At 61.2% G+C, this 20,281-nt stretch carries 20 protein-coding genes; 12 read left to right on the top strand and 8 right to left on the bottom strand.

Annotation, left to right across the window (positions count from 1 at the left end; genetic code table 11):
- Positions 1-29: 29 nt before the first annotated feature.
- The 3 genes from HX851_RS29030 to HX851_RS29020 form a co-directional block, all read right to left on the bottom strand.
- Positions 30-512, bottom strand: a complete 483-nt coding sequence (locus HX851_RS29030) for a DUF4440 domain-containing protein (RefSeq protein WP_177055614.1) — start codon at positions 510-512, stop codon at positions 30-32.
- Between the two features lie 91 nt (positions 513-603).
- Positions 604-1,566: a GlxA family transcriptional regulator gene (locus tag HX851_RS29025; protein ID WP_177064157.1), complete on the bottom strand. Its 963-nt coding sequence runs from the start codon at positions 1,564-1,566 to the stop codon at positions 604-606.
- A gap of 84 nt (positions 1,567-1,650) precedes the next feature.
- The gene (locus HX851_RS29020) at positions 1,651-2,727 is read right to left on the bottom strand and encodes a GlxA family transcriptional regulator (protein WP_256262295.1); all 1,077 of its coding nucleotides are present in this window, start codon (positions 2,725-2,727) and stop codon (positions 1,651-1,653) included.
- A 111-nt stretch (positions 2,728-2,838) separates the two neighbouring features.
- On the opposite strand from HX851_RS29020, the gene HX851_RS29015 reads away from it, so the two are divergent.
- From HX851_RS29015 to HX851_RS28965, 10 genes are all read left to right on the top strand, one after another.
- Entirely contained in the window at positions 2,839-3,708 is an 870-nt protein-coding gene (locus tag HX851_RS29015) for an ABC transporter substrate-binding protein (protein ID WP_177064156.1), read from the top strand.
- Between the two features lie 66 nt (positions 3,709-3,774).
- Positions 3,775-4,563, top strand: coding sequence for an amino acid ABC transporter ATP-binding protein (locus HX851_RS29010; protein WP_256262294.1), 789 nt, complete (start codon positions 3,775-3,777; stop codon positions 4,561-4,563).
- A complete protein-coding gene (locus tag HX851_RS29005) occupies positions 4,563-5,219 on the top strand; it encodes an amino acid ABC transporter permease (RefSeq protein WP_177064155.1) in 657 nt (218 codons plus the stop codon). The genes HX851_RS29010 and HX851_RS29005 overlap by 1 nt, the downstream gene beginning before the upstream one ends.
- On the top strand, positions 5,216-5,899 hold the full coding sequence (locus HX851_RS29000; RefSeq protein ID WP_177055604.1) for an amino acid ABC transporter permease: 684 nt from the start codon (positions 5,216-5,218) through the stop codon (positions 5,897-5,899). The genes HX851_RS29005 and HX851_RS29000 overlap by 4 nt, the downstream gene beginning before the upstream one ends.
- 4 nt (positions 5,900-5,903) lie before the next feature.
- Positions 5,904-7,328 carry an amidase gene (locus HX851_RS28995; RefSeq protein ID WP_177064154.1) on the top strand — a complete coding sequence of 475 codons (1,425 nt, stop codon included), beginning with the start codon at positions 5,904-5,906 and terminating at the stop codon, positions 7,326-7,328.
- Positions 7,328-8,557, top strand: a complete 1,230-nt coding sequence (locus tag HX851_RS28990; RefSeq protein WP_177055599.1) for a D-amino acid dehydrogenase — start codon at positions 7,328-7,330, stop codon at positions 8,555-8,557. Before HX851_RS28995 ends, HX851_RS28990 begins: the two co-directional genes overlap by 1 nt.
- A gap of 23 nt (positions 8,558-8,580) precedes the next feature.
- Positions 8,581-8,946, top strand: a complete 366-nt coding sequence (locus HX851_RS28985) for a RidA family protein (protein WP_177055597.1) — start codon at positions 8,581-8,583, stop codon at positions 8,944-8,946.
- Positions 8,947-9,076: 130 nt separating this feature from the next.
- Complete coding sequence (locus HX851_RS28980; RefSeq protein ID WP_177064153.1) at positions 9,077-9,655, top strand: TetR/AcrR family transcriptional regulator; 579 nt, start codon at positions 9,077-9,079, stop codon at positions 9,653-9,655.
- 197 nt (positions 9,656-9,852) lie between these two features.
- Positions 9,853-12,081 (top strand): S-type pyocin domain-containing protein, encoded by a 2,229-nt coding sequence (locus HX851_RS33495; protein ID WP_218173545.1) that lies wholly within the window; start codon positions 9,853-9,855, stop codon positions 12,079-12,081.
- On the top strand, positions 12,074-12,400 hold the full coding sequence (locus HX851_RS28965; RefSeq protein ID WP_177064152.1) for a colicin immunity protein: 327 nt from the start codon (positions 12,074-12,076) through the stop codon (positions 12,398-12,400). Before HX851_RS33495 ends, HX851_RS28965 begins: the two co-directional genes overlap by 8 nt.
- A gap of 149 nt (positions 12,401-12,549) precedes the next feature.
- On the opposite strand, the gene HX851_RS28960 is transcribed toward HX851_RS28965, so the two are convergent.
- From HX851_RS28960 to HX851_RS28950, 3 genes are read right to left on the bottom strand one after another with little or no spacing between them, the layout of a single operon-like run.
- On the bottom strand, positions 12,550-13,851 hold the full coding sequence (locus HX851_RS28960; RefSeq protein ID WP_177055591.1) for an NAD(P)/FAD-dependent oxidoreductase: 1,302 nt from the start codon (positions 13,849-13,851) through the stop codon (positions 12,550-12,552).
- The gene (locus HX851_RS28955; RefSeq protein ID WP_177055589.1) at positions 13,848-14,936 is read right to left on the bottom strand and encodes a polyamine ABC transporter substrate-binding protein; all 1,089 of its coding nucleotides are present in this window, start codon (positions 14,934-14,936) and stop codon (positions 13,848-13,850) included. Before HX851_RS28955 ends, HX851_RS28960 begins: the two co-directional genes overlap by 4 nt.
- A 47-nt stretch (positions 14,937-14,983) precedes the next feature.
- On the bottom strand, positions 14,984-16,342 hold the full coding sequence (locus tag HX851_RS28950; RefSeq protein ID WP_017125226.1) for a glutamine synthetase family protein: 1,359 nt from the start codon (positions 16,340-16,342) through the stop codon (positions 14,984-14,986).
- A gap of 172 nt (positions 16,343-16,514) precedes the next feature.
- Between HX851_RS28950 and HX851_RS28945 the strand changes: the two genes are divergently transcribed.
- Positions 16,515-17,426 carry a helix-turn-helix domain-containing protein gene (locus tag HX851_RS28945; protein WP_177064151.1) on the top strand — a complete coding sequence of 304 codons (912 nt, stop codon included), beginning with the start codon at positions 16,515-16,517 and terminating at the stop codon, positions 17,424-17,426.
- Between the two features lie 7 nt (positions 17,427-17,433).
- Here HX851_RS28945 and HX851_RS28940 read toward each other — a convergent pair whose 3' ends face one another.
- Positions 17,434-17,835 carry a hypothetical protein gene (locus tag HX851_RS28940; protein ID WP_177064150.1) on the bottom strand — a complete coding sequence of 134 codons (402 nt, stop codon included), beginning with the start codon at positions 17,833-17,835 and terminating at the stop codon, positions 17,434-17,436.
- 35 nt (positions 17,836-17,870) lie between these two features.
- Positions 17,871-19,037: a class C beta-lactamase gene (gene ampC, locus HX851_RS28935; protein ID WP_177064149.1), complete on the bottom strand. Its 1,167-nt coding sequence runs from the start codon at positions 19,035-19,037 to the stop codon at positions 17,871-17,873.
- 248 nt (positions 19,038-19,285) lie between these two features.
- Here ampC and HX851_RS28930 point away from each other — a divergent pair, with 248 nt between their 5' ends.
- On the top strand, positions 19,286-20,155 hold the full coding sequence (locus HX851_RS28930) for a LysR family transcriptional regulator (RefSeq protein ID WP_177064148.1): 870 nt from the start codon (positions 19,286-19,288) through the stop codon (positions 20,153-20,155).
- Positions 20,156-20,281: the final 126 nt, after the last annotated feature.

The following is a 20,281-nucleotide window of genomic DNA, read 5'->3' as shown; positions in this document are numbered from 1 at the left end:
ATTCCGGCCGGGCAGGTCCGTGTCGCGGTCTATTTGAAGTTGGTATCGGCCACCGGCATGATCGTCGCGACACGCCAGCCATCGGGACCACGCAGGAGCGTCTGGCTGATCAGGAAGGTATTTTTCTGCGGGGCTTCACCGGCGTGGCTGCGGGTGAAGGTCACGGGCACGAGGATCTGCGCCACGCTGTCATTGAGTTGGGTCGTGCGGAACCTGCTCATGTCCGGGTCCAGTTGCCAGACGCCCTGGTAGTAGTCCTTCAGGCGCTCGACCACCGCGTCCGGGCCCCAGTTCGCACCGCCACGGGCATACCAGAGCATCTGCGGCGAATCCCAGAGCATCGCGCGGATCCGCTTGAGGTCGTGGGCGTTCTGCGCCTTGACGAAATCGCTGAAGAAACCGCGCACTTCGTCTTCGTTCGAGGCGGCGAAGGCACTGTGGGTCGAGAGGGTGATCAGTGCACCCAGCAACAGCGAGCAGGTCGCGATACGGGTCGTGGACAGCAGCTTCATGGTGTCTCCTGGCAGACGTTCTGCGCTTGGTTGGAAGTATGAACCAGCGTAATCGCCCGAAGTCCGCTGAAAGTGTCGTTTAACCCTCGTTTCAGGCCATGGTTGCGTCTTGTCGGGGCTTGTCCGCCTGGCTACGGGCATTGCGGCGCATCGCCCGTGGCGGTTCGCCGAACTCGCGGACAAAGGCGCGGCGCATCCGCTCGCTGTCGCCAAAGCCGGTCTGGCGGGCGATGGCTTCTATCGGGTGGCGGCCTTCCTGGATCAGGACCAGCGCCGCATCGATGCGCAGTTTTTCAATGGCCTTGGCCGGGGAAGTGCCGGTCTGTTCGCGAAAGGCCCGGCTGAACTGGCGGGTGCTCAGGTGCGCGGCCTGGGCCAGTCGATCCAGGCTCAACTCGGTGTTCAGGTGGTTCTGTGCATAGGCCAGGGCAATCTGGATGCGGTCGCCGCGTGGTTCTTCCAGCAGCACCGACGACTGTGGCTGACCACCGGCCCGTCGGCTTTGCAGGACAAAGGTTTTCGACACGGCTCGCGCCACGTCGGCACCGAGGTCCTTCTCGACCATGGTCAGTGCCTGGTCGATACCCGCGGTCATCCCGGCCGAGGTCCACAGCGAACCGTCGACGACGAACAGGCGCTCCTCGTCCAGTTTGACCCGGGGGTAACGGGCACGGAATTGCGGGGCGAAGAACCAGTGGGTGGTTGCCCGGCAACCGTCGAGCAATCCGGCTTCGGCGAGGAAAAAGGTCCCGGAGCAGGTGGCGGCCAAACGTCGGCTGGTTTGTGCGGCCTGGCGCAGGTAGGCGAGCAGGGCGGGAGTGAAGGGACGCTGGTTGCCGCCGCCGATGATCACCGTATCGTACCCGTCAGCCGTGAAAGGCTCCGTCTGTACCACGACCCCCACGGAGCTGCGCACGGCACCACCGCCCTCCGATAGCAGGCGCACGTCATAGTGCGGCTTGCCGAGCACGCCGTTGGCCGTTTCGAATACCGAGAGCGCGGAGAAACTCATCACGCCGAAACCGGGAAAGACGATAAAACCGATACGCAGCATAGGGCTCCCGGATATCTCGCACCTGAAAGTGAATAGATTACCTCGAACATGCAAAGGTGTTGAGTGAATCCGCCTCTTCGACGTTCATTCTCCCGCGTGTTTCAACAATTCCTTGCGTAATTTGCCGGGCGACAGGCCGAACAGGCTCTGGAAGTGCCGGATGAAATGCGGCGCGTCGGCGAAGCCGCATTCGAAGGCGATTTCGCCGATCTGGCGATCCGAACTGACCAGCAACCAGCGTCCGTAGCGTAGCCGTACCTGGCGGTAGAACTGCGCCGGACTGGTATCGGTTTCGGCCATGAACAACCTTTCCAGCTGGCGTTTGCTGGTACCGACCCAGTGGGCGATCGCCTCGATTTCCAGGGGTTCGGCCATATGCTTTTCCATCAGCATCACCGCTTCGTGCAGGCGTCGGTTGGACGAACTGGCGTAGCCCAGGGCCTTGCGCCGGTCGAGGAAACTACCGCTGCCGCTCTTGGCCACGGTCATCTGGTGCACCACCTTGCCGGCGCGGTCCGGGCCGCAGTGCATGCCGATCAGATGCACCGCCAGTTCGATTACCGAGACGCCGCCGGCACAGGTGATGCGGTCTTTGTCGATCAGGAAGTCGCTGTGGGTGATGAAGCGCAACGTCGGGAACAGGCGCTTCCAGTCATTGGCATGGTAGGCGTGCACGCAGGCGGTACGACCTTCCATCAGCCCGTGGCGGGCCAGCACGAAACTGCCGGTGCACAGGCCGATCAGGGGCACGCCCGCCGCCGCGGCCTGGTGCAGGAACGCCGGGTAGCTCTTGGGCACATCGGCCAGCGAATCCAGCAGGCCACCGATGACCACGATGTAGTCGAAGCGCTGCGGATCGCCCATCTCGCTGTCGATGGGCACATCCAGCCCGCCGCTGGACACGACCCGCTGCCCCGGCGTGCCCAGCACCTTCCATTCGCAACGGATCGGCCGGCTCTGGTCGCCGGTATCGGCGGCATGACGCAGGGCATCGGTCAGCCCGGACAACGACAGCAAGGGGAAACGCGGCCACAACACGATACCCACCGACAGTTCGGCGGTGCCGCGACGCTTGTGTGGCGAGGAGGGCGACTGCTGGTCAAGTCGCGCCACCAGGCTCTGTTCGTCGGCCTTGACCGCGCTTTCATATGAATGTCGCAAATATTCAATCATTCGTGCAAAGCATCCAACTGGTTAAACCGCCCTCGGCCCTAGGATGGAGGCCTGCCCAACGTCCTGTCGTTCAATAAGAAAACCAACGAGGTGCATACGATGAACAAGTCTGGCATTCAACGTTTTACCGGCCTTTGGGCCGGATTGATGCTGTCCCTGCTGGCCGCGGCCCCGGCGTTCGCGCTGGATACCGTGGAGCCGGGCAGCCTGACCATTGCGTTCAGCGGCGATATGCCGGGGACCGGTTATCAAGATAGCAAGATGGTCGGCTATGACGGTGAAATCCTTCAACAAATTTCCGGGAAACTGGGACTGAAGGTCAAGCCGGCGCTGATGGAGTGGTCGGGGACCATCGCGTCGGTACAGGCCCGCCGTGTGGATGTGATGGCCGGGACCATGGGCTGGACCGAGCAGCGTTCGAAGATCATGGCCCTGAGCGACCCGATCCATTATTTCAAGAACGGCATCACCCAGACCGACAAGACCGACTGGAAGACCCTCAAGGACTTGCAGGGCAAGAAGGTCGGCACCATCACCGGTTTCTCCTTCATTCCTGAAATGCGCAAGATTCCCGGGTTGCAGGTGACGCTCTACGACACTTCGGACGCCGCCGTGCGCGACCTGCTCGCCGGGCGTATCGACGCGGTGATCGGTGATCCACCGGTCATGCAGTACGCCATTTCGCGCAATGCCCAATGGCACCTGCACTTCAATGCCTTCACCGACAACGACCCGGACTTCCCGCTGCTGACCGGCCTGGGGCAGGTGGTGTTCGGTTTCAACAAGGACAATCCGCAGTTGCTGGCGGCGGTCAACGAACAGATCCAGGTGCTCTGGAAAACCTGTGAGATGCGCAAGATCGGGGCTCGCTACGGCCTGACCCAGGATGTCTGGTTCATGCCCCAGGGCAAGGATCTGCGCCTGAGCGTCGACCGTCCGGCGGACTGGAAACTGCCCGGCTGCCAATAACAAAGCGTGGTGCGCAGGGGCGTCTTGTCGACCCTGCGCCAGACCGAGAAAAAGCGGGTGAGCAACATGTCCAACCTGATGGAACCTGCGCTGCTGCGCGTGTGTGATCTGTACAAGAACTATGGCGACCTGGCGGTGCTCAAGGGCATCAGTCTGGAGCTCAAGGCCGGCGAGACCCTGTCACTGATCGGCCCCAGCGGTTCCGGCAAGTCGACCTGCCTGCGCTGCATCAATTACCTGGAGAAACCCAGCCAGGGCGAAATCTGGCTCGGCGATGAACTGATCGGGCAAGCCCGGGACGGCTCGCGCCTGCGCTTGCTGAGCGACCGGGAGATGGCCCCGCAACGCCTGGAGATCGCCATGGTCTTTCAACTGTTCTACCTGTGGCCGCACTTGAACGTACGCGACAATGTCGCGCTGGGTTCGATCAAGGCCCGTGGCATGCCGCGCAAGCAGGCCTATGAACTGGCCGAGGCGATGCTGGAGAAGGTCCATTTGCGGCACAAGGCCGATGCCTATCCCGAGCAGTTGTCCGGCGGCCAGCAGCAACGGGTGGCAATTGCCCGGGCGCTGGCGCAGCAACCCAAGGTGATCCTGTTCGACGAGCCGACCTCGGCCCTCGACCCGGAACTGGTGGGCGAAGTCCTGGCGGTGATCCGCGAGCTGGCCGAGGAAGGCCGGACCATGATCATGGTCACTCACGAAGTGCGCTTTGCCCGGGACGTGGCCGACCGGGTGATCTTCATGGACGGCGGTCATATTGTCGAACAGGGGCCTTCGGCCCAGGTGATCGATCATCCCAGTCACGAGCGCACCCGCAGTTTCCTCGGCCGCATGGCCATGGAGAATGCTTGATGAGCAGCCTCCAGAGTTTTTTCGGGTTGTTGCCCCTGTTGTTGAGCGGTGCCCTGGCGGCACTGGAAATCGCCCTGTGCACCCTGGTGCTGGCGAGTGTCGGCGGCCTGGTGCTGGCGGTATGGCTGACCTTCAGCCGTTCGCGGCTGGTGCGGGCAGGCATCGCCTGTTTCATCGAGTGGATGCGCAATGTGCCGGCCCTGGCGCATCTGTTCCTGATCTATTTCGGCCTGTCGTACCTGGGCATCAACCTGCCCGCCTGGCTGGCGGCCATTGTCGGCCTGAGTCTGGTGGGCAGTGCGGTGCTCTGCGACATTTTTCGCAGCGGCCTGCAGTCGTTGCATGTCGGGCAGTACGAAGCTGGCCTGGCGATCGGCCTGACCCGTGCGCAGATCCTGGCGAGCATCCTCCTGCCGCAGTCGCTGCGTCGCTCGTTGCCGGCGTTCGCCAACTATGTCACGCAACTGATCAAGGACACCTCCATTGCCTCGGCCATCGCCGTACCCGAGATCATGTTCCTGGCGCGCAACCTGGTGACCTCGACCTTCCAGACCTCGCTGATCTACTTCGCGGTGATGTGTATCTACGCGGCGATGATCCTGCCCATCGGCCTGGGTTTTATCCGCCTTGAACGGCATTGGGGGAGCGCACGATGATCGCTTTCTTCGCGCAATACCCCGAGTACTGGAGCGACTGGACGACACGCCTGCTGCAAGGTGGTGTGGTTACCGCGAAATTGTCGCTGGCGGGCTTTGCCCTGGCGGCGCTGCTGGGCAGCCTGCTGACCTGGGCCTTGCGCAGCCCGTTTGCCTGGCTGCGGCGCTCGGCGGTGTACTTCATCCAGGGCATGCGTGCGCTGCCGCTACTGGCCTTGCTGCTGGCGCTGTATTTCTCGTTGCCGAACCTGGGCCTGACTCTGTCCGGCTTCGCGGCCGGGGTCCTCGGGCTGGGGTTGCAGGGCAGCGCCTATATCGCCGAGATCCTGCGCGGTGGCCTGGATGCCTTGCACCGCGGCCAGCGCGAGTCGGCGATCGCCGTCGGCCTGACACCGTTCCAGGCGTTTACCGCGGTGATCCTGCCCCAGGCGATTCGCGGGATGCTGCCGCCGCTGCTCAACGCTTATGTGTCGATCCTCAAGGACAGCTCGCTGTGTGCGCTGATCGCCACTGATGAACTGATGCTGGCCGCCCGGGCGATTGCCTCGGAGAGTTTTCTGCCGATGCATATCTTCCTGTTGGTCGGCCTGTTCTATTTCGTGATCGCGTTCCCGCTTTCCCTGCTGTCGCGTGTGCTCGAGAAGCGCTTTTCCCGTGGCCGCAAAAGCCTGAGAGGTTGACTGCATGAATTCCCTGGACCACAGCACTTTCCACAGTATCGGTCAGTTGCAGCAGGCGCTGCGCGGTGGCCGGCTGACCAGCGAGGCGCTGGTGCTCGCCCAACTGGCCCGTATCGAGCGTTTCAACGACCAGCTCAATGCCTATGTCGAAGCCTACAGCCAGCGTGCCCTGGGTGCGGCCATCGCCGCTGATCGCCAGCGTGCCGCCGGCGTTGACCTGGGACCGTTGCACGGCATCCCGGTGGCGATCAAGGATCTGTTTGAAATCGCCGGACAGGCCATCACGGGTGGTTCGCTGGCGCGACGTCCGCGTATCTCCACGCTCACGGCAACGGCCGTGCAGCGCCTGGAACGGGCCGGCGCGATCATCCTGGGCAAGACTCATACGGTGGAGTTCGCGTTTGGCGGCTGGGGCACCAATGCGGTGATGGGCACGCCCTGGAATCCCTGGGACCGCCAGGTCCATCGGGCTCCGGGTGGCTCCAGCAGCGGTTCGGCGGTCGCGGTAGCCAGCGGCCTGGCCAGCGCTGCCCTGGGTACCGATACCGGCGGTTCGGTACGGATTCCCGCCGGCATGTGCGGCCTGGTGGGCTTGAAGACCACGCGCGGGCTGATCAGTCGCCATGGGTTGATCGAGCTGTGTCCGTCGCTGGATTCGGTGGGACCGATCACCCACACCGTCGAAGACGCGGCGTGGATGCTCGACGCCTTGCTCGGCCCGGACCCGCTGGACCCGGTCTCGGCCCGGGCGCCGGTGTTCAGTGCCGCGGCGGGACTCGACCAGCCGGTGGCCGGCCTGCGGGTCTGGGTCTTGCCGCAGGCCGAACGTGCCGCCATTGCGCCGGATATCCTGGCGGCCTACGATCATGGCCTGGAACAACTGGCCGCCCTGGGCATGCACCTGGTGGAGCAGCCACTGCCACGCTCGCTGGAGTCGTGCATGCGGGTGGCCGGCGGACTGATGAGCGCCGAAGGATATGCCAGCCTCGGCACGCTGTTCGAACAGCCCGATCTGCGTTTCGATCCCCATGTGCAACGGCGCGTGCTGAGCGGCAAGGCCATCGACGCGGCGGCCTATATCGAGCTGCACCACCAGCGTCGTGCGGCGCGCAAGGCCATGCAGGAAGCGATGCTGAATGTCGATGCCTGTGTGTTCCCGACCAATGCTGTCGGCAGCGTACCGCTGGATCAGGTTGACGAGTACGGTACGCCGCTGGCCTTGCTGGGACGTTTCGCCAACTTGCTCGACCTGTGTTCGGTGGCACTGCCGGTGGGGTTTGACGGGCAGGGCATGCCGGTGTCGATGCAGGTGGTCGGCCGGGCGTTCGCCGAGCCGCTGATCCTGCGCATCGGCCATGCCTATCAGCAGCGGACCGACTGGCACCGGATCAATCCGAGCGGCTGGGTGCTGGACAAGGAGGCGGTGTAATGGAGATTTGTGTGGTGGGCGCCGGTATCGTCGGATTGAGCAGCGCCTGGTTCCTGCACCGGGCCGGGCATCGGGTCACGGTGGTCGACCAGGCGTCCGGTCCCGGCATGGGCGCGGTGGCCGGCAACGGCGCGCAGTTGAGCTACAGCTACGTGCAGCCACTGGCCGATCCGTCGCTGTTGCCGGGTATCCCGAAGCTGCTGCTCGACCGCAGCGGTCCCCTGCGCTTCACCCCGCAATGGAGCCCGGAGCAATGGCGCTGGTGCATGGAGTTCCTGGCCGCCTGCCGGACCTCGGTCTCCCGCCAGACCACCGTGGAGTTGCTGGCGCTGGCCACCGAGAGTCGCCAGGCACTGGATGGCTTCATGCAGGAGCAAGAGTTGGATTGCGATTTCACCCGCACCGGCAAACTGGTGCTGTACCCCGATGCCGAAAGCCTGGGCAAGGCACAGCAGCAACTGCGCTTCCAGGCTGGCCTGGGATCGCGGCAGCAGACGGTCAGCGCCAGCGAGGCGGTGGCGATAGAACCGGCGCTGGCTGGCTATCGGTCGGCGTTCCATGGCGCGATCCATACCGACAGCGAGTGCGCGGTGGACGGACTCAAGCTGTGTCGCGAAATGGCCCGGATCATGGCCGGGGAGGGCGTGCGTTTGTTGTTCGAGCGCCAGGTCGAGGGCTTCCGGCGCCAGGGTCAGCGGATCACCGCGTTGAACCTGCGGCATGTCCGCGATGGGACCGAAGTGCTGCACAGCGAGGCGGTGGTGCTGGCGGCGGGAGCCCACAGCACCGGCTTGCTGGCGCAACTGGGCAGCCGCCTGCCGGTGTATCCGCTCAAGGGCTACAGCATTACCCTGCCGATTACCGAGCACACCCGAGCACCGACGGTGAGCATCACCGATATGCGCCGCAAGACCGTGTTCGCCCGTATCGGCGATCGCCTGCGAGTCGCGGGGATGGTGGAGTTGTGTGGAATGGATGCGTCGATTCCGCCGGCGCGGATCGAGCAGTTGCAGGCCTCGACGGAGGCGCTGTTCGGTGGAGGCTGGGACATCGGGGACTGCCAGCCCTGGACCGGCTGGCGGCCGGCAACACCCACCGGCAGGCCTGTGCTTGAATGCCCCGCAGGCAGTAACCTGTACCTCAATACCGGTCATGGCGCACTGGGCATGACCCTGGCCTTTGGCAGTGCGCAGCGGCTGGTACGGTTGGTCGAACACACGACCCACTGAATTTTATCCAAGGAGAACGACCGATGACGATTCAACGTTTCCAGAGCAATGCGCGGATGTCCGGTGTAGTCAGCCATGGCGGCGTGCTTTATCTGGCCGGCCAGGTTCCCGGCGACCTGCAAGGCGATATCACCTCCCAGACCCGCCAGGTGCTGGCCAAGATCGACGGACTGCTGGCCGAGGCGGGCAGCGACAAGAGTCACCTGCTCAGTGCACAGATCTGGCTCAAGCATATCGGCCGCGACTTCACAGCGATGAATGCGGTCTGGGATGCCTGGCTGCCGGAAGGCGGCTCACCGGCCCGGGCCACGGTCGAAGCCAACCTGGCACATCCCGAGGTGCTGGTGGAGATCATGGTGATTGCGGCCAGGGCAGAGCTGATCTCGTGATCCATGACCGCACCGGGGAGTCGAACCGCTGCTGAAGAAGCAAGCTGCGGTAAACTGTTGGCAGACGTATATCGGCCGGCCTGAAAACCGGCCGGTCATATTATTCGTGTCAACGAACGGTGCAATGGACATGGCAGTATCACAGGTACGGGAAAAGCTCATCGATGCGGGGCTGAGCATCATCGCCGCCCAGGGCTTCAATGGCACCGGGGTCCAGGAGATCGCCGACCTGGCGGGCGTCCCGAAAGGTTCGTTCTACAACTACTTCGACAGCAAGGATGCGTTTGCCGTCGAAGTGTTGGAGCGTTATTGGCAGAAGGGCCGGTACCGGGTGATCCTGAGTGACGAGTCCCTGGGCGATCCGCTGGTGCGCCTGCGGCATTATTTCGAGGCGCTGGCGGCCGCCCGGGTCGATGACAAGTTCCTCTCCGGTTGCCTGATCGGCAACTTCTCTTCCGAACTCTCCGAGCAGAGCCGGCTGGTGCGCGACCGCCTGTCCGAGATGTATGCCGGCTGGGCCCGCAGCCTGGAGATCTGTATCCGCGAGGCGCAGGACCTGGATCTGGTCGGCCGCGATGTGGCTGCCGCGGAACTGGCGTCGTTCGTCCTGAATGCCTGGCAGGGCGCGGTCCTGCGTACCAAGGTGGAAAAGGACGAGCGTTCCTTACGGCAGTTCATGAGCGTGGTTTTCAAGCGCATCCTCGTCTGAGGGTATTTCAACCGCAGATCAGCGCAGGTTGTCGGGCTACTGAATGACCCGCTGGTTTGTATTGCTCTTGCATTACGGAAGGATCCTTCCGTAATGCAGTTAAATATATGCGTAGCCGCAGTCCCACGTAATAAAGGGTCAATCCTCTCCGACGCCAAGTTTATTGCTTACAACAGCTCCGTTCGAAGTATACGAAAGTGAACGTTCTGAATGGAGGTAATCATGTAGGTGGAGACTTGATGATGGCGGACGAGAGATATGTACCAGGGCAGGTGTTTGAAATCAGACCCTTGCACATCGTGGCGGGAAGGCCACAGACCTTCGGCACTGGCGTGGGTGGAAGCTACGCAGGAGACGGCAACGGCTGGGGGCTTCAGGAGGGGCCACGACGAGGGGAGGGAGGTCCGGGCAGGATCCGTGAGGCCACACCGAATCTCCTGTCCGACTTGATGGGCGGCGAAACGGATTTTCAGTCTGTCGCCGATGAATATGACTCGCGTCTCAGAACAGTGTCGACTGATACAGAATATGAGCTTGAGCAAAAAAAACAGGCCATAAGAGCTGATAGCTCTTTATCTCCGGAGGAAACGGCAAGACGCGATCAAGCGGCCGTGCTGGAACTCATAGAGTCCAGAAAGCTGAAGTATGTTTCTACGGCACCGGCTATCTATGGCCTCTATGGTCATAATCCGTTTTTCATGATGGAGGTTCTACCCCGGCAGAAGATGCGTGAACTCTGGAGTTCCGGTGCGGCTACTCCAGAGTCGATAGGCAACCTGCACGTTCTTTTTGATGCGGTCTACAGGGCTGCACTGGAACTCAAGCTGCTTTCGTTATCCATGGATGTTCTGGCCGGAAAACTCGCGGAGCTGGACGCCAAAAGGCGTCAGGCCGAATCGGTTGTTTCCGCGGACAGTGCTGCTCGGCTGAGTCTGCTGGAGCAGTATCTTGGCATCATTGGTATGGAGCGGGATATTCATGTCCAGCTCCTGCCGGAGTTTCTTCAAACTGAATTCCTGGCAGCGGCAGGCTCCGTGACGGGGTTGGCCCCGGCCCAGGCACTGACCCACTACAAAGCAGTATTGGACAATATGATTGCCGGCAAGATTGCCGCGATCCAGCCCATCCAGCCACCCGCCCCCTGGCAGAGTGGTGGGGTGACCATCACCTTTGCACCCACAAACCCCAAGATTGTTTCTCCATTGAGCAAGCCGGAGCTGGAGGCCTTGGCCAACCTGGTGCACTTGCAGGCGAGCGGTCAGGTTGGCGCGAAATGGGCGAGCTACCACGATGCCTTGTTGAAGTCCGAGTCGGCAAGGCACCTGAGTCTCACCTCGAATGCCTTTGGGGCCTTGGTGGAACGTGCGCGAGACGTTGCTGGCGAGCAAGCCCGCCTGGCTGAAGAAGCTGAAGCGCACCGCAGGGCAAGGGAAGCACAAGCCAGGGCACATACCTTCCAGTTTGCGCCGACAGGCTCCACTCAGCTCAGTGCCGCGGCAGGTGCGATTGCACTCACGGCGGGCTCCGGGCTGACACTGGAAGCTGCCATCCAGGTGGCGATCCGGACCCTGAAAACCCTTGGCAGCGCCGTACTTGATCGTGCAACAGGCGTTGGTATTGGTTTGCTGCTGTATTCACCGTCGCTTGGCAACAGTGACCTGTATCCGCCAACCAGCCTGAGCGTGCCGATCAGGGATTTGATTCCGGACTTGCCGGATAACCTCTCGGAGATCGCCGAATCTGTAGGCACGGTGGATCTGCCTTATCGGATTTATGGCGACCGTTCGAAGTACTCGGTGATTGCCACGCAAGGCAATGGCGGGGTTTCTCCAAAGGTGCCCGTCAGGGTTCTGGCATTGGACCCGGTGGCCAATGCCTACGCCTTTGTGACCGCGGACACACCGGCAATCACTCTGGTTTTTCCGATTGCGGTCCCTGGTGGCAGTTCAACGACAACGCCGGTACAGCCGGTAGAGATTCCGATCTACACGGGCATCACGCTGACGCCGATCGAGGTGAAGGCCGAAACTCTGCCAGCGGTGGATCAGTGGGATATCCGCGATGGGATCTATATTTTTCCTGTTGGCTCGGGATTGGCGCCGATTTATGTGGTGTTCAGCCATAACGTAAGCAAATTGGTTATAGATGATAAAATCAGAAGCCAGATGCTTTCGCGTGGCTGGACAGAGCAAGAAATCAAGGACGTCGTCAGTAAAGGCGAGGCAGGAAAGACCGTAGATAAACGACGTGCAACAAAGACAATAGATGGGCTTTCGCGAGATGATACGGCAACCGTTTACGGAGTCCCTCCCAATAATTATGTTGTGGTTAATGATCGTACAGATGAAGTGACTCAGATCTCAGACAAAAATGATTCGAGTTGGGTCGTGGATAGCCGTATTAGTTGGGTGATAGAAAATGAATAACGTTGACAGGTCTAAAGTTTTTGAGAGTGGTGAAGAGTTTTTTCTTCAAGATGGAAGTGGTGTCATGAAGCTTTCTGGCTCCGCCGCTTTTAAGGTTTTTGAACTCGCCAGCCAGAAAGGGCTGGCTGTTTCCAGAGTGGAGGGTTTTATTTGGCACAAAAGCACAGGAAAATTTGAAGCCAGGCTGGATGCAATTTTCGATGGGTTAACCAATCCGGTGGGTGAGTTGGAGAGTATAAGGAATAACGAAAAAGCCAAGGTCAGTACGGAAGAGGATATCTCTCTTGGTCACGATGTCTTTATCGTGACGATTGCCTAGAATTAACTTGGTCTTGAAAGCTTTGATCGTTCTATGTGGTTTTCTTGAACATAGGGCTGATAGAAAGAAAATGCCGTCATTCCACAAAGGGATAACGGCGTTTTCTTGATGCTCCTGCGTTTCTGCTTCGATAGAATGAAGTCACCTTTTCAGCCCACCACCTCCCGCAATCGATGCCATAACATTCCCAGCGCCAACAGCGGCGAGCGCAGGGCCTTGCCGCCGGGGAAGGTCATGTGCGGTACTGCACTGAAGATATCCATGCCCTGGCTCTGGCCGGCATGGATGGCTTCGGCCAGCAGGCGGGCGGTCCAGTGGGTCACGTTGACGCCGTGACCCGAATACCCCTGGGCATAGAACACATTCGGGTGCTGCTGCAAACGTCCGACCTGGGGGAAGCGGTTGGCGGTGATGCCGATCTTGCCGCCCCATTGGTAGTCGAGACGCACATCGGCCAGTTGCGGGAATACCTTGAGCATCTTCGGTCGCATATAGGCACCGATATCCGCCGGGTCCCGTCCGGAGTAGTGGCAGGCGCCGCCGAACAACAGGCGGCGGTCGGCGCAAAGGCGGTAGTAATCCAGGCCGACCTTCTGGTCGCACAGCGCCAGGTTCTGCGGGATCAGTTCGGCGGCCATTGCCGGCGTCAGCTGTTCAGTGGCGATGATGTAGCTACCGGCTGGCAGGACCTTGCCGTTCAGCCGTGGCTCAAGGTCTTCCAGATGCGCGTTGCAGGCCAGCACCAGGCTGCCGGCACGTACCGAGCCGGCGGCGCAGCGGACCTGCACGGTATCGCCGTGAACCAGTTCGAGTACCGGACTCTGCTCGAAGATCCGTACCCCCAGCGACTCCGCCACCCGGGCTTCGCCGAGCACCAGGTTGAGCGGGTGCAGGTGGCCGGAGCCCATGTCGATCAGACCACCGGCATAGACGCTGGATGCCACCACCTGGCGCATGTCCCGCGGTTCGACAATGCGCGTTTCATGGCTGTAGCCCAGTTCCGCCAGATGCTCCTGCTCGGCGCGGAACGCCGCGAACTGCGCCGGGGTATTGGCCAGTTCGCAGAAACCCCAGCGCAGGTCGCAGTCAATGGCGTGCTGGCGGATCCGTTCACCGACCACCGCCACCGACTCGATACCGGCACGTTCCAGGTAACGCACACCGTCCTCGCCGACGTACTTGGCAAAACCGCTGACATCATGGCCGATGCCCCGGATCAACTGACCGCCGTTGCGCCCGCTGGCGCCCCAGCCGATGCGCCGGCCTTCGAGCAGGATCACCGAAAGTCCGCGCTGGGCCAGTTCGATGGCGGTGTTGACGCCGGTAAAGCCGCCGCCGATCACGCAGACGTCGGCCGTCAGTTGCGACTCGAGCCGGGGGCGCTCCGGCATCGAGTGGACGGACGCAGCGTAATAGGAACGGGCATGTTCCATCGTGCTGTCATGGATCATTTGTTGGTCTTCACTTTGCTCCAGGAGCGGGTCATCAGGCGCATGATTTCCGGTTTCGGGGTGGTCGAGATATACAGCTTGTCGAGCACTTCCTGCGGTGGATAGACCTCGGGGTTACTCACCAGGTCGGCATCCATGTATTGCTGGGCGGCCGGGTTGGGGTTGGCATAGCCGACCGTGGCGCTGACCTTGGCGATCACCTGCGGATCCAGCAGGTAGTTGATGAAGGCGTGGGCTTCTTTCACGTTGGCGGCGTCGGCCGGGATCGCCAGCAGGTCGAACCACAGGTTGCTGCCTTCCTTGGGAATCGAGTAGGCGATATTGATGCCGTTCTTCGCTTCCTTGGCCCGGTTGGCGGCCTGGAACACGTCGCCGGAGTAACCGAAGGCAACGCAGATATCACCGTTGGCCAGGTCCGAGATGTACTTGGAGGAATGGAAGTAGGTGATGTAGGGACGCAGGGTCAGCAGCTTGGCCTCGGCTTTCTTGTAGTCCTCGGGATTGGAACTGCGCGGGTCCATGCCCATGTAGTTGAGGATTGCCGGGAACACTTCATCCGGCGAGTCCATGAACGAGACACCGCACTGGGTCAGCTTCTTCAGGTTCTCCGGTTCGAACAGCACCGCCCAGGAGTCGATATGGTCGATGCCCAGGACCTGCTTGACCTTCTCGACGTTGTAGCCGATGCCATTGGTGCCCCACAGGTAAGGCACCGAGTGCTCGTTGCCCGGATCGTTTTTCTCCAGCAGCTTGAGCAGTTTCGGATCGAGGTTCTTCCAGTTCGGCAGTTGCGAGCGGTCGAGCTTGAGGAAGGCCCCGGCCTTTACCTGGCGGGCGAGGAAATGGTTGGAAGGCACCACCACGTCGTAGCCGGTGCGTCCGGCCAGCAACTTGCCTTCCAGGGTTTCGTTGGAGTCGAACACGTCGTAGATCACCTTGACTCCACTCTGCGCCTGGAAGTCGGCGAGGGTGGTTTCACCGATGTAGTCGGTCCAGTTGTAAACACTGACCGTCGGTTCAGCGTGAGCCGTGGCGCTGAACAGCAGCGTCAGGGCGAGCGGAATCGCGGATTTCAATAGACGCATATCGACACCTCGTTGAATGGTTTTTAACGTGGGTAAAGGGTTCTGGATCAGACGCTCAGCAACAGGAACTCACGTTCCCAGGAACTGATCACGCGCTTGAAGTTCTCGTGTTCGGCGCGCTTGACCGCGACGTAGCCGCGCACGAACTGGGTGCCCAGGTAGCGGTCGATGGTCGGGCAATCTTCCATATGGGCCAGGGCGTCCTCGATGGTGATCGGCAGCCGCAGGTTACGGCGTTCATAGGCGCGACCTTCCACGGGGGCGTTGGGCTCGATGCCTTCGATCATGCCCAGATAACCGCACAACAGGCTGGCGGCAATGGCCAGGTACGGATTGGCATCGGCACCCGGCAGGCGGTTTTCCACGCGCATGGCATCGGGGCTGGAGGTCGGTACACGCAGGCCGACGGTGCGGTTTTCCTCGCCCCATTCGACGTTGACCGGTGCCGAGGTATCCGGCAGGAAGCGACGGAACGAGTTGACGTTGGGGGCGAACATCGGCAGGACCTTGGGGATGTACTTCTGCAGGCCGCCGATGTGATGCAGGAACAGTTCGCTCTTGGAACCGTCTTCATTGACGAAGATCGGCTTGCCGGTGGCGATGTCGACCACGCTCTGGTGCAGGTGCATGGCACTGCCGGGTTCGTCGGCGATGGGCTTGGCCATGAAGGTCGCGGTGACGTTGTGCTTGAGCGCCGCTTCACGCAGGGTGCGCTTGAATACGGTGATCTGGTCGGCCAGGTCGAGGGCGTCGCCATGGCGGAAGTTGATTTCCATCTGCGCCGGACCGTCTTCGTGGATCAGCGTGTCGAGGTCCAGGCCTTGCAGTTCGCACCAGTCGTAGACGTCTTCGAACAGCGGATCGAATTCGTTGGCGGCATCGATGGAGAACGACTGCCGACCGCTCTCGGCACGCCCCGAACGACCCAATGGCGGCTTGAGCGGCAGGTCCGGGTCTTCGCAGCGCTGGGTCAGGTAGAACTCCATCTCGGGGGCGACGATGGGTTGCCAGCCCTTGTCGGTGTAGAGCTGCAGGACTTTCTTCAGGACATTGCGTGGCGACAGCTCGACCGGGTTGCCCTGCTTGTCGAAGGTGTCGTGGATAACGATGGCGGTCGGCTCGATAGCCCATGGCACCACGTAGATCGCCGAGGCGTCGGGTCGACAGATCATGTCGATATCGGCGGGGTCGAGCAGGTCGTAGTAGACATCGTCGTCGACGAAGTCCCCGGTTACCGTTTGCAGCAGCACACTTTCCGGCAGGCGCATGCCTCGTTCATGCAGGAACTTGTTGGTGGGCGCTATCTTGCCGCGAGCGATACCGGTCAGGTCGCTGACCACACACTCTACTTCGGTAATCTTGTGTTCTTTCAGCCAGGAAGACAGCTGATCGAAAGGGGCATTCATAAGGACCTCGTCGTTGGTTTTATCAACGCCAGGTTGGGCCTCCGGTTTGCCTGAAAACGGCGGGAGGCTTCCCCTGCAGCGCATTGACGACTATCTTGGGCGAGCTTTGTGGTTCCATCTATCCACTTTTTGAGCTCTAAGACGCACCAAAAAAGTGCGCGACGGTCAGCCCATGACAGAGTCAATTCCCTTGCGGGTCCAAGCGTTCAATACCGCCGACGTGGCCGAGCAGATCCGTGCGACACCGGGTTGGGTCCAGCATTACCAGCAGATGTCGCCCGGGCATTTCGCCGGGCAGATCCGCTATCTGGACCTGCACGGCGTGGAGATCTATGAGGAGTGCATGAACACTCGCGTCGAGCAGAATTTCAGCGCGCCGGCGGGCTCGCTGGCGTTCTGTTTCGATCGCAGTGACAACGCCCTCTATGTGCTCAATGGCGAGAGTCGCAATATCTGGATCACCCCGGAGAACTACCAGGAAGTGGCGGTGGTGTTCGGGCCGGAATTCGTCCAGCATCATGGACTGGATGTCGCGCGGCTGGAGGGGCTGTTCCTGGCGCCGCTCAACTCGCAGCAGAACGCGCTGTTCTGTCGCTGGCTGAGCGGGACTTTGACGCGCCTGGCACAGACCTTCGATCCGCCGAGCCGGGAAGTCCTGACCGGGCAACTGCTGGAGGACTGCCTGTATATCCTCGATAACGCCTGTGTGCGCCTGGACCATGGCTCGTTGCAGCGTCGGGCGGAGGAGCGCGGGATCATGAAGCGTATCGGCGAATGGGCGGCCGATGCTCCCGAGGAGACTCTCAACCTGCTGGAGCTTTCCCAGGTCGCCGGGGTTTCATTGCGCCAGTTGCAGCATGCCTTCAAGGCGTTCACCGGGATGACCCCGACCCACTGGCTGCGGTTGCGTCGCCTGAACAGCGCGCGCAACGAGCTGCTGCGCAGCCGCAACCTGGAGACGACGGTGGCGGAGGTGGCGATGCATTGGTCGTTCTGGCACCTGGGGCGGTTTTCCAGCAGCTATCGGGCACTGTTCAAGGAGTTGCCGAGCGAGACCCTGAAGCGTCGGCAACTGATCCGCTAGGCGGGGATCAGAGACCGCCCAGCAAGTCATGGGCGTTGAGCAGTTCGTAGGCGATTTCCGGATGTTTTTCCAGGCCACGGCGAATCGCCGCGGGGATCGACTGGCGGGTCTTGCGACACATGCCGGGCAGTTCGTCGATATGAATGCCGATACCGCGCATGGTCCGTACTTCGTTGGGGCCCGGGGCGATGGTCACGCGAATTCCCAACTGCTCATACATTCGCTGTTGCAGGCGTTCGAGGTCCGCCAGGCTCTTGAGATCCACCAGTCGATCGAGCAGCACCTTTTCCTCCTGGCGAGTCAGGCGCAGGATTCGCAGGTCGGTGCCGGGCGTGTCCAGCAGTCGCTCCCGCTCGCAGATGCAGGCGCCGGGTGGACAGGGTTGGCGGATCGGAGGCATGGGGTTCATGAACTCCGATCATAGCTAACCGGGATGGCTTTTGCTCATCGGCTTTGCAGTGCGCTCAGTACTTCATGGGCGGCCTTGACCCGGGCCGGATTCGGGTAGTTCTTGTTGGCCAGCATCACGATGCCGATTTTCTTTGCCGGCACGTAGGCGACGTAGGCGCCAAAGCCGCTGGTGGAGCCGGTCTTGTTGACCCATGTATCGGCGCTGGGTGGCTGCGGTGCCTTGAACCAACTGGTTTTCTGCGGATCGAGCATCGTGTTCGAGTTACCCGCGAGCAGGGTATCGAGCTTGGCCGGGTAGGGGTAGAGCTCCCAGCCCAGGCCTTGTGTGGTGTTGCCGAACTGGTAGTAGCCGCTGTGCGTCAGGGCGATTGCCTGCTGCAACGGTGCCTCCAGCTGTTGCGGTTGCATGTTCACCAGGACGTAGTGCAGCAGGTCGCTGGAAGTGGTCTTGATGCCATAGGCTTCGGAATCCATCGCTCCCGGGCCGACCCTGGAAGGGGAATCGTTTTTCTTGTAGCCCTGGGCATAACGGCTCATCTGGTCCTTGGGCACCCTGACGTAGCTGTCATGGAGTCCCAGTTTGGGCAGCAGGGTCTTTTCCATCAGATCATCAAATGGCTGGCCAAGGCTTTTGGCCGCCACATAGCCGAACAGGCCAAGGCTCGGGTTCGAGTACTGCCGCCGCTCTCCGGCAGGGTAGACCGGTTTCCAGTTCTTGAAGTAACTGATCATTTTATCGGCGCTGTCCGACTCGTCCGGGAATTGCAGCGGTAGGCCGCCCGGGGTGTAGGTGCCCAGCTGCAGCACGCTGATCTTGTCGAAGGCACTGCCGCGTAGCTCTGGCACGTAGTGGCTGGCGTTTTCCGCGAGCGACAGCTTGCCCTGCGCCACCGCGTAGGCGGCGAGGGTGGCGGTAAAGGTCTTGCTCACCGAACCGATCTCGAACAGGGTGTTTTCCGTCACGGCCTGCTTGTCGGTTTTCGACGTTATACCGTAGTTAAAGTAATGTGCCTTGCCGTTGACGAGTATCGCCACCGCCATGCCAGGAATACCCTGATCCTGCATGAGGGGACGAACCGCCGCGTCCACGACAGCCTTGAGTTCGTCAGGTGTCGCCGCAGCGGCAAGGCAGTTCCCGGAACCGAGCAGGCACAGGGTGGCAGCGAGCAGTGTGCTTTTGAGCGGGGTTTTTTTTGGCATGATCTGGTTACTTTCCATGGATTTCGTTTTATTTGGTTACATTTCGCCGAATAGGCCCCAGGGGGGTACACGCCCGTGTACGAGTATCCGGTGGGCTGATGGTCGAAACGCCGAGCTCCGATAGCGGTCACGGACTATGAGGTCGCAGGCGATCCTGACCGCAATGCGAGGCTTAATCTATGTGATGATTCTGGTCACGGCAAACGACGAATATTCGGATTAGCCATTAGAAAAATTAGGAGCTTTGCGTGGTTCGACCTCATCTGCCCCTGAATGCGCTGCGTGCATTCGAGGCGTCGGCGCGTCATCTGAGTTTTACCCGGGCGGCGGTGGAGTTGTGCGTGACCCAGGCAGCGGTCAGCCATCAGGTCAAGAGTCTGGAAAGTCAGTTGAAGGTCACGTTGTTCAAGCGCCTGCCTCGCGGTCTGATGCTGACCGCCGAAGGCGAAAGCCTGTTGCCGGTGCTGCGCGACTCCTTTGATCGTATCGCGCAGACCCTGGGTCGATTCGAGGGCGGGCATTATCGCGAGGTGCTGACAGTGGGAGCGGTCGGGACCTTCGCGGTGGGATGGTTATTACCGCGGCTGGGGGATTTTCAGGCCAGTCATCCGTTTATCGACCTGCGTCTGTCGACCAACAACAACCGGGTGGACGTGGCGGCCGAAGGGCTCGACTTCGCCATTCGTTTTGGCGCGGGAGCGTGGCATGGAGTCGATGCCATGCGTCTGTTGGAGGCGCCGTTGTCGGTGTTGTGCATTCCGGAGATCGCCCGGCAGCTCCAATCACCGGCAGATGTCCTGAAGCAGACGCTGCTGCGCTCCTACCGTGCGGACGAGTGGCCGGAATGGTTTCAGGCTGCCGGATTACCGGGTAACAGTCTGGTCACCAACAGTATTGTCTTCGATTCTTCGTTGGCAATGATGGAAGCCGCGCTCCAGGGCGGGGGAGTGGCCCTGGCACCGACGATGATGTTCTCCCGGCAACTGGACGCCGGTGATATCCGCCAACCCTTCGATATCGGCATCGTCACAGGTAGTTATTGGCTGACAAGGCTGCAGTCCCGTTCGGAGACGTCGGCAATGGCTGCCTTTCGCAGTTGGCTGGTCGAGCAGCTTTGAGATTTCAGGAATGAATCAGGGCAATGGCGAAAGACACCACGATTGCACAAGCGATGGCCAAATTCAGATTCATGAGTGAGCGTCCGGCAGGATAAGAGGTGGCCTATCCTGTAGCGGACTGTCGTA

The sequence above is a fragment of the Pseudomonas gingeri genome, assembly GCF_013385635.1.
Classification (GTDB): domain Bacteria; phylum Pseudomonadota; class Gammaproteobacteria; order Pseudomonadales; family Pseudomonadaceae; genus Aquipseudomonas; species Aquipseudomonas gingeri_A.
This window is presented reverse-complemented; position numbering and strand designations above follow the sequence as displayed.

Excerpts from the sequence above, each read along its gene's own strand:
- HX851_RS29025 (WP_177064157.1), bottom strand. The coding sequence starts at position 1,566 with ATGCTGCGTATCGGTTTTATCGTCTTTCCCGGTTTCGGCGTGATGAGT.
- HX851_RS29000 (WP_177055604.1), top strand. The coding sequence starts at position 5,216 with ATGATCGCTTTCTTCGCGCAATACCCCGAGTACTGGAGCGACTGGACG.
- ampC (WP_177064149.1), bottom strand. The coding sequence starts at position 19,037 with ATGCCAAAAAAAACCCCGCTCAAAAGCACACTGCTCGCTGCCACCCTG.
- HX851_RS28945 (WP_177064151.1), top strand. The coding sequence starts at position 16,515 with ATGACAGAGTCAATTCCCTTGCGGGTCCAAGCGTTCAATACCGCCGAC.
- HX851_RS29010 (WP_256262294.1), top strand. The coding sequence starts at position 3,775 with ATGTCCAACCTGATGGAACCTGCGCTGCTGCGCGTGTGTGATCTGTAC.
- HX851_RS28940 (WP_177064150.1), bottom strand. The coding sequence starts at position 17,835 with ATGAACCCCATGCCTCCGATCCGCCAACCCTGTCCACCCGGCGCCTGC.
- HX851_RS28960 (WP_177055591.1), bottom strand. The coding sequence starts at position 13,851 with ATGATCCATGACAGCACGATGGAACATGCCCGTTCCTATTACGCTGCG.
- HX851_RS29015 (WP_177064156.1), top strand. The coding sequence starts at position 2,839 with ATGAACAAGTCTGGCATTCAACGTTTTACCGGCCTTTGGGCCGGATTG.
- HX851_RS28965 (WP_177064152.1), top strand. The coding sequence starts at position 12,074 with ATGAATAACGTTGACAGGTCTAAAGTTTTTGAGAGTGGTGAAGAGTTT.
- HX851_RS28990 (WP_177055599.1), top strand. The coding sequence starts at position 7,328 with ATGGAGATTTGTGTGGTGGGCGCCGGTATCGTCGGATTGAGCAGCGCC.
- HX851_RS28980 (WP_177064153.1), top strand. The coding sequence starts at position 9,077 with ATGGCAGTATCACAGGTACGGGAAAAGCTCATCGATGCGGGGCTGAGC.
- HX851_RS29005 (WP_177064155.1), top strand. The coding sequence starts at position 4,563 with ATGAGCAGCCTCCAGAGTTTTTTCGGGTTGTTGCCCCTGTTGTTGAGC.
- HX851_RS28955 (WP_177055589.1), bottom strand. The coding sequence starts at position 14,936 with ATGCGTCTATTGAAATCCGCGATTCCGCTCGCCCTGACGCTGCTGTTC.
- HX851_RS28950 (WP_017125226.1), bottom strand. The coding sequence starts at position 16,342 with ATGAATGCCCCTTTCGATCAGCTGTCTTCCTGGCTGAAAGAACACAAG.
- HX851_RS29030 (WP_177055614.1), bottom strand. The coding sequence starts at position 512 with ATGAAGCTGCTGTCCACGACCCGTATCGCGACCTGCTCGCTGTTGCTG.
- HX851_RS28985 (WP_177055597.1), top strand. The coding sequence starts at position 8,581 with ATGACGATTCAACGTTTCCAGAGCAATGCGCGGATGTCCGGTGTAGTC.
- HX851_RS28995 (WP_177064154.1), top strand. The coding sequence starts at position 5,904 with ATGAATTCCCTGGACCACAGCACTTTCCACAGTATCGGTCAGTTGCAG.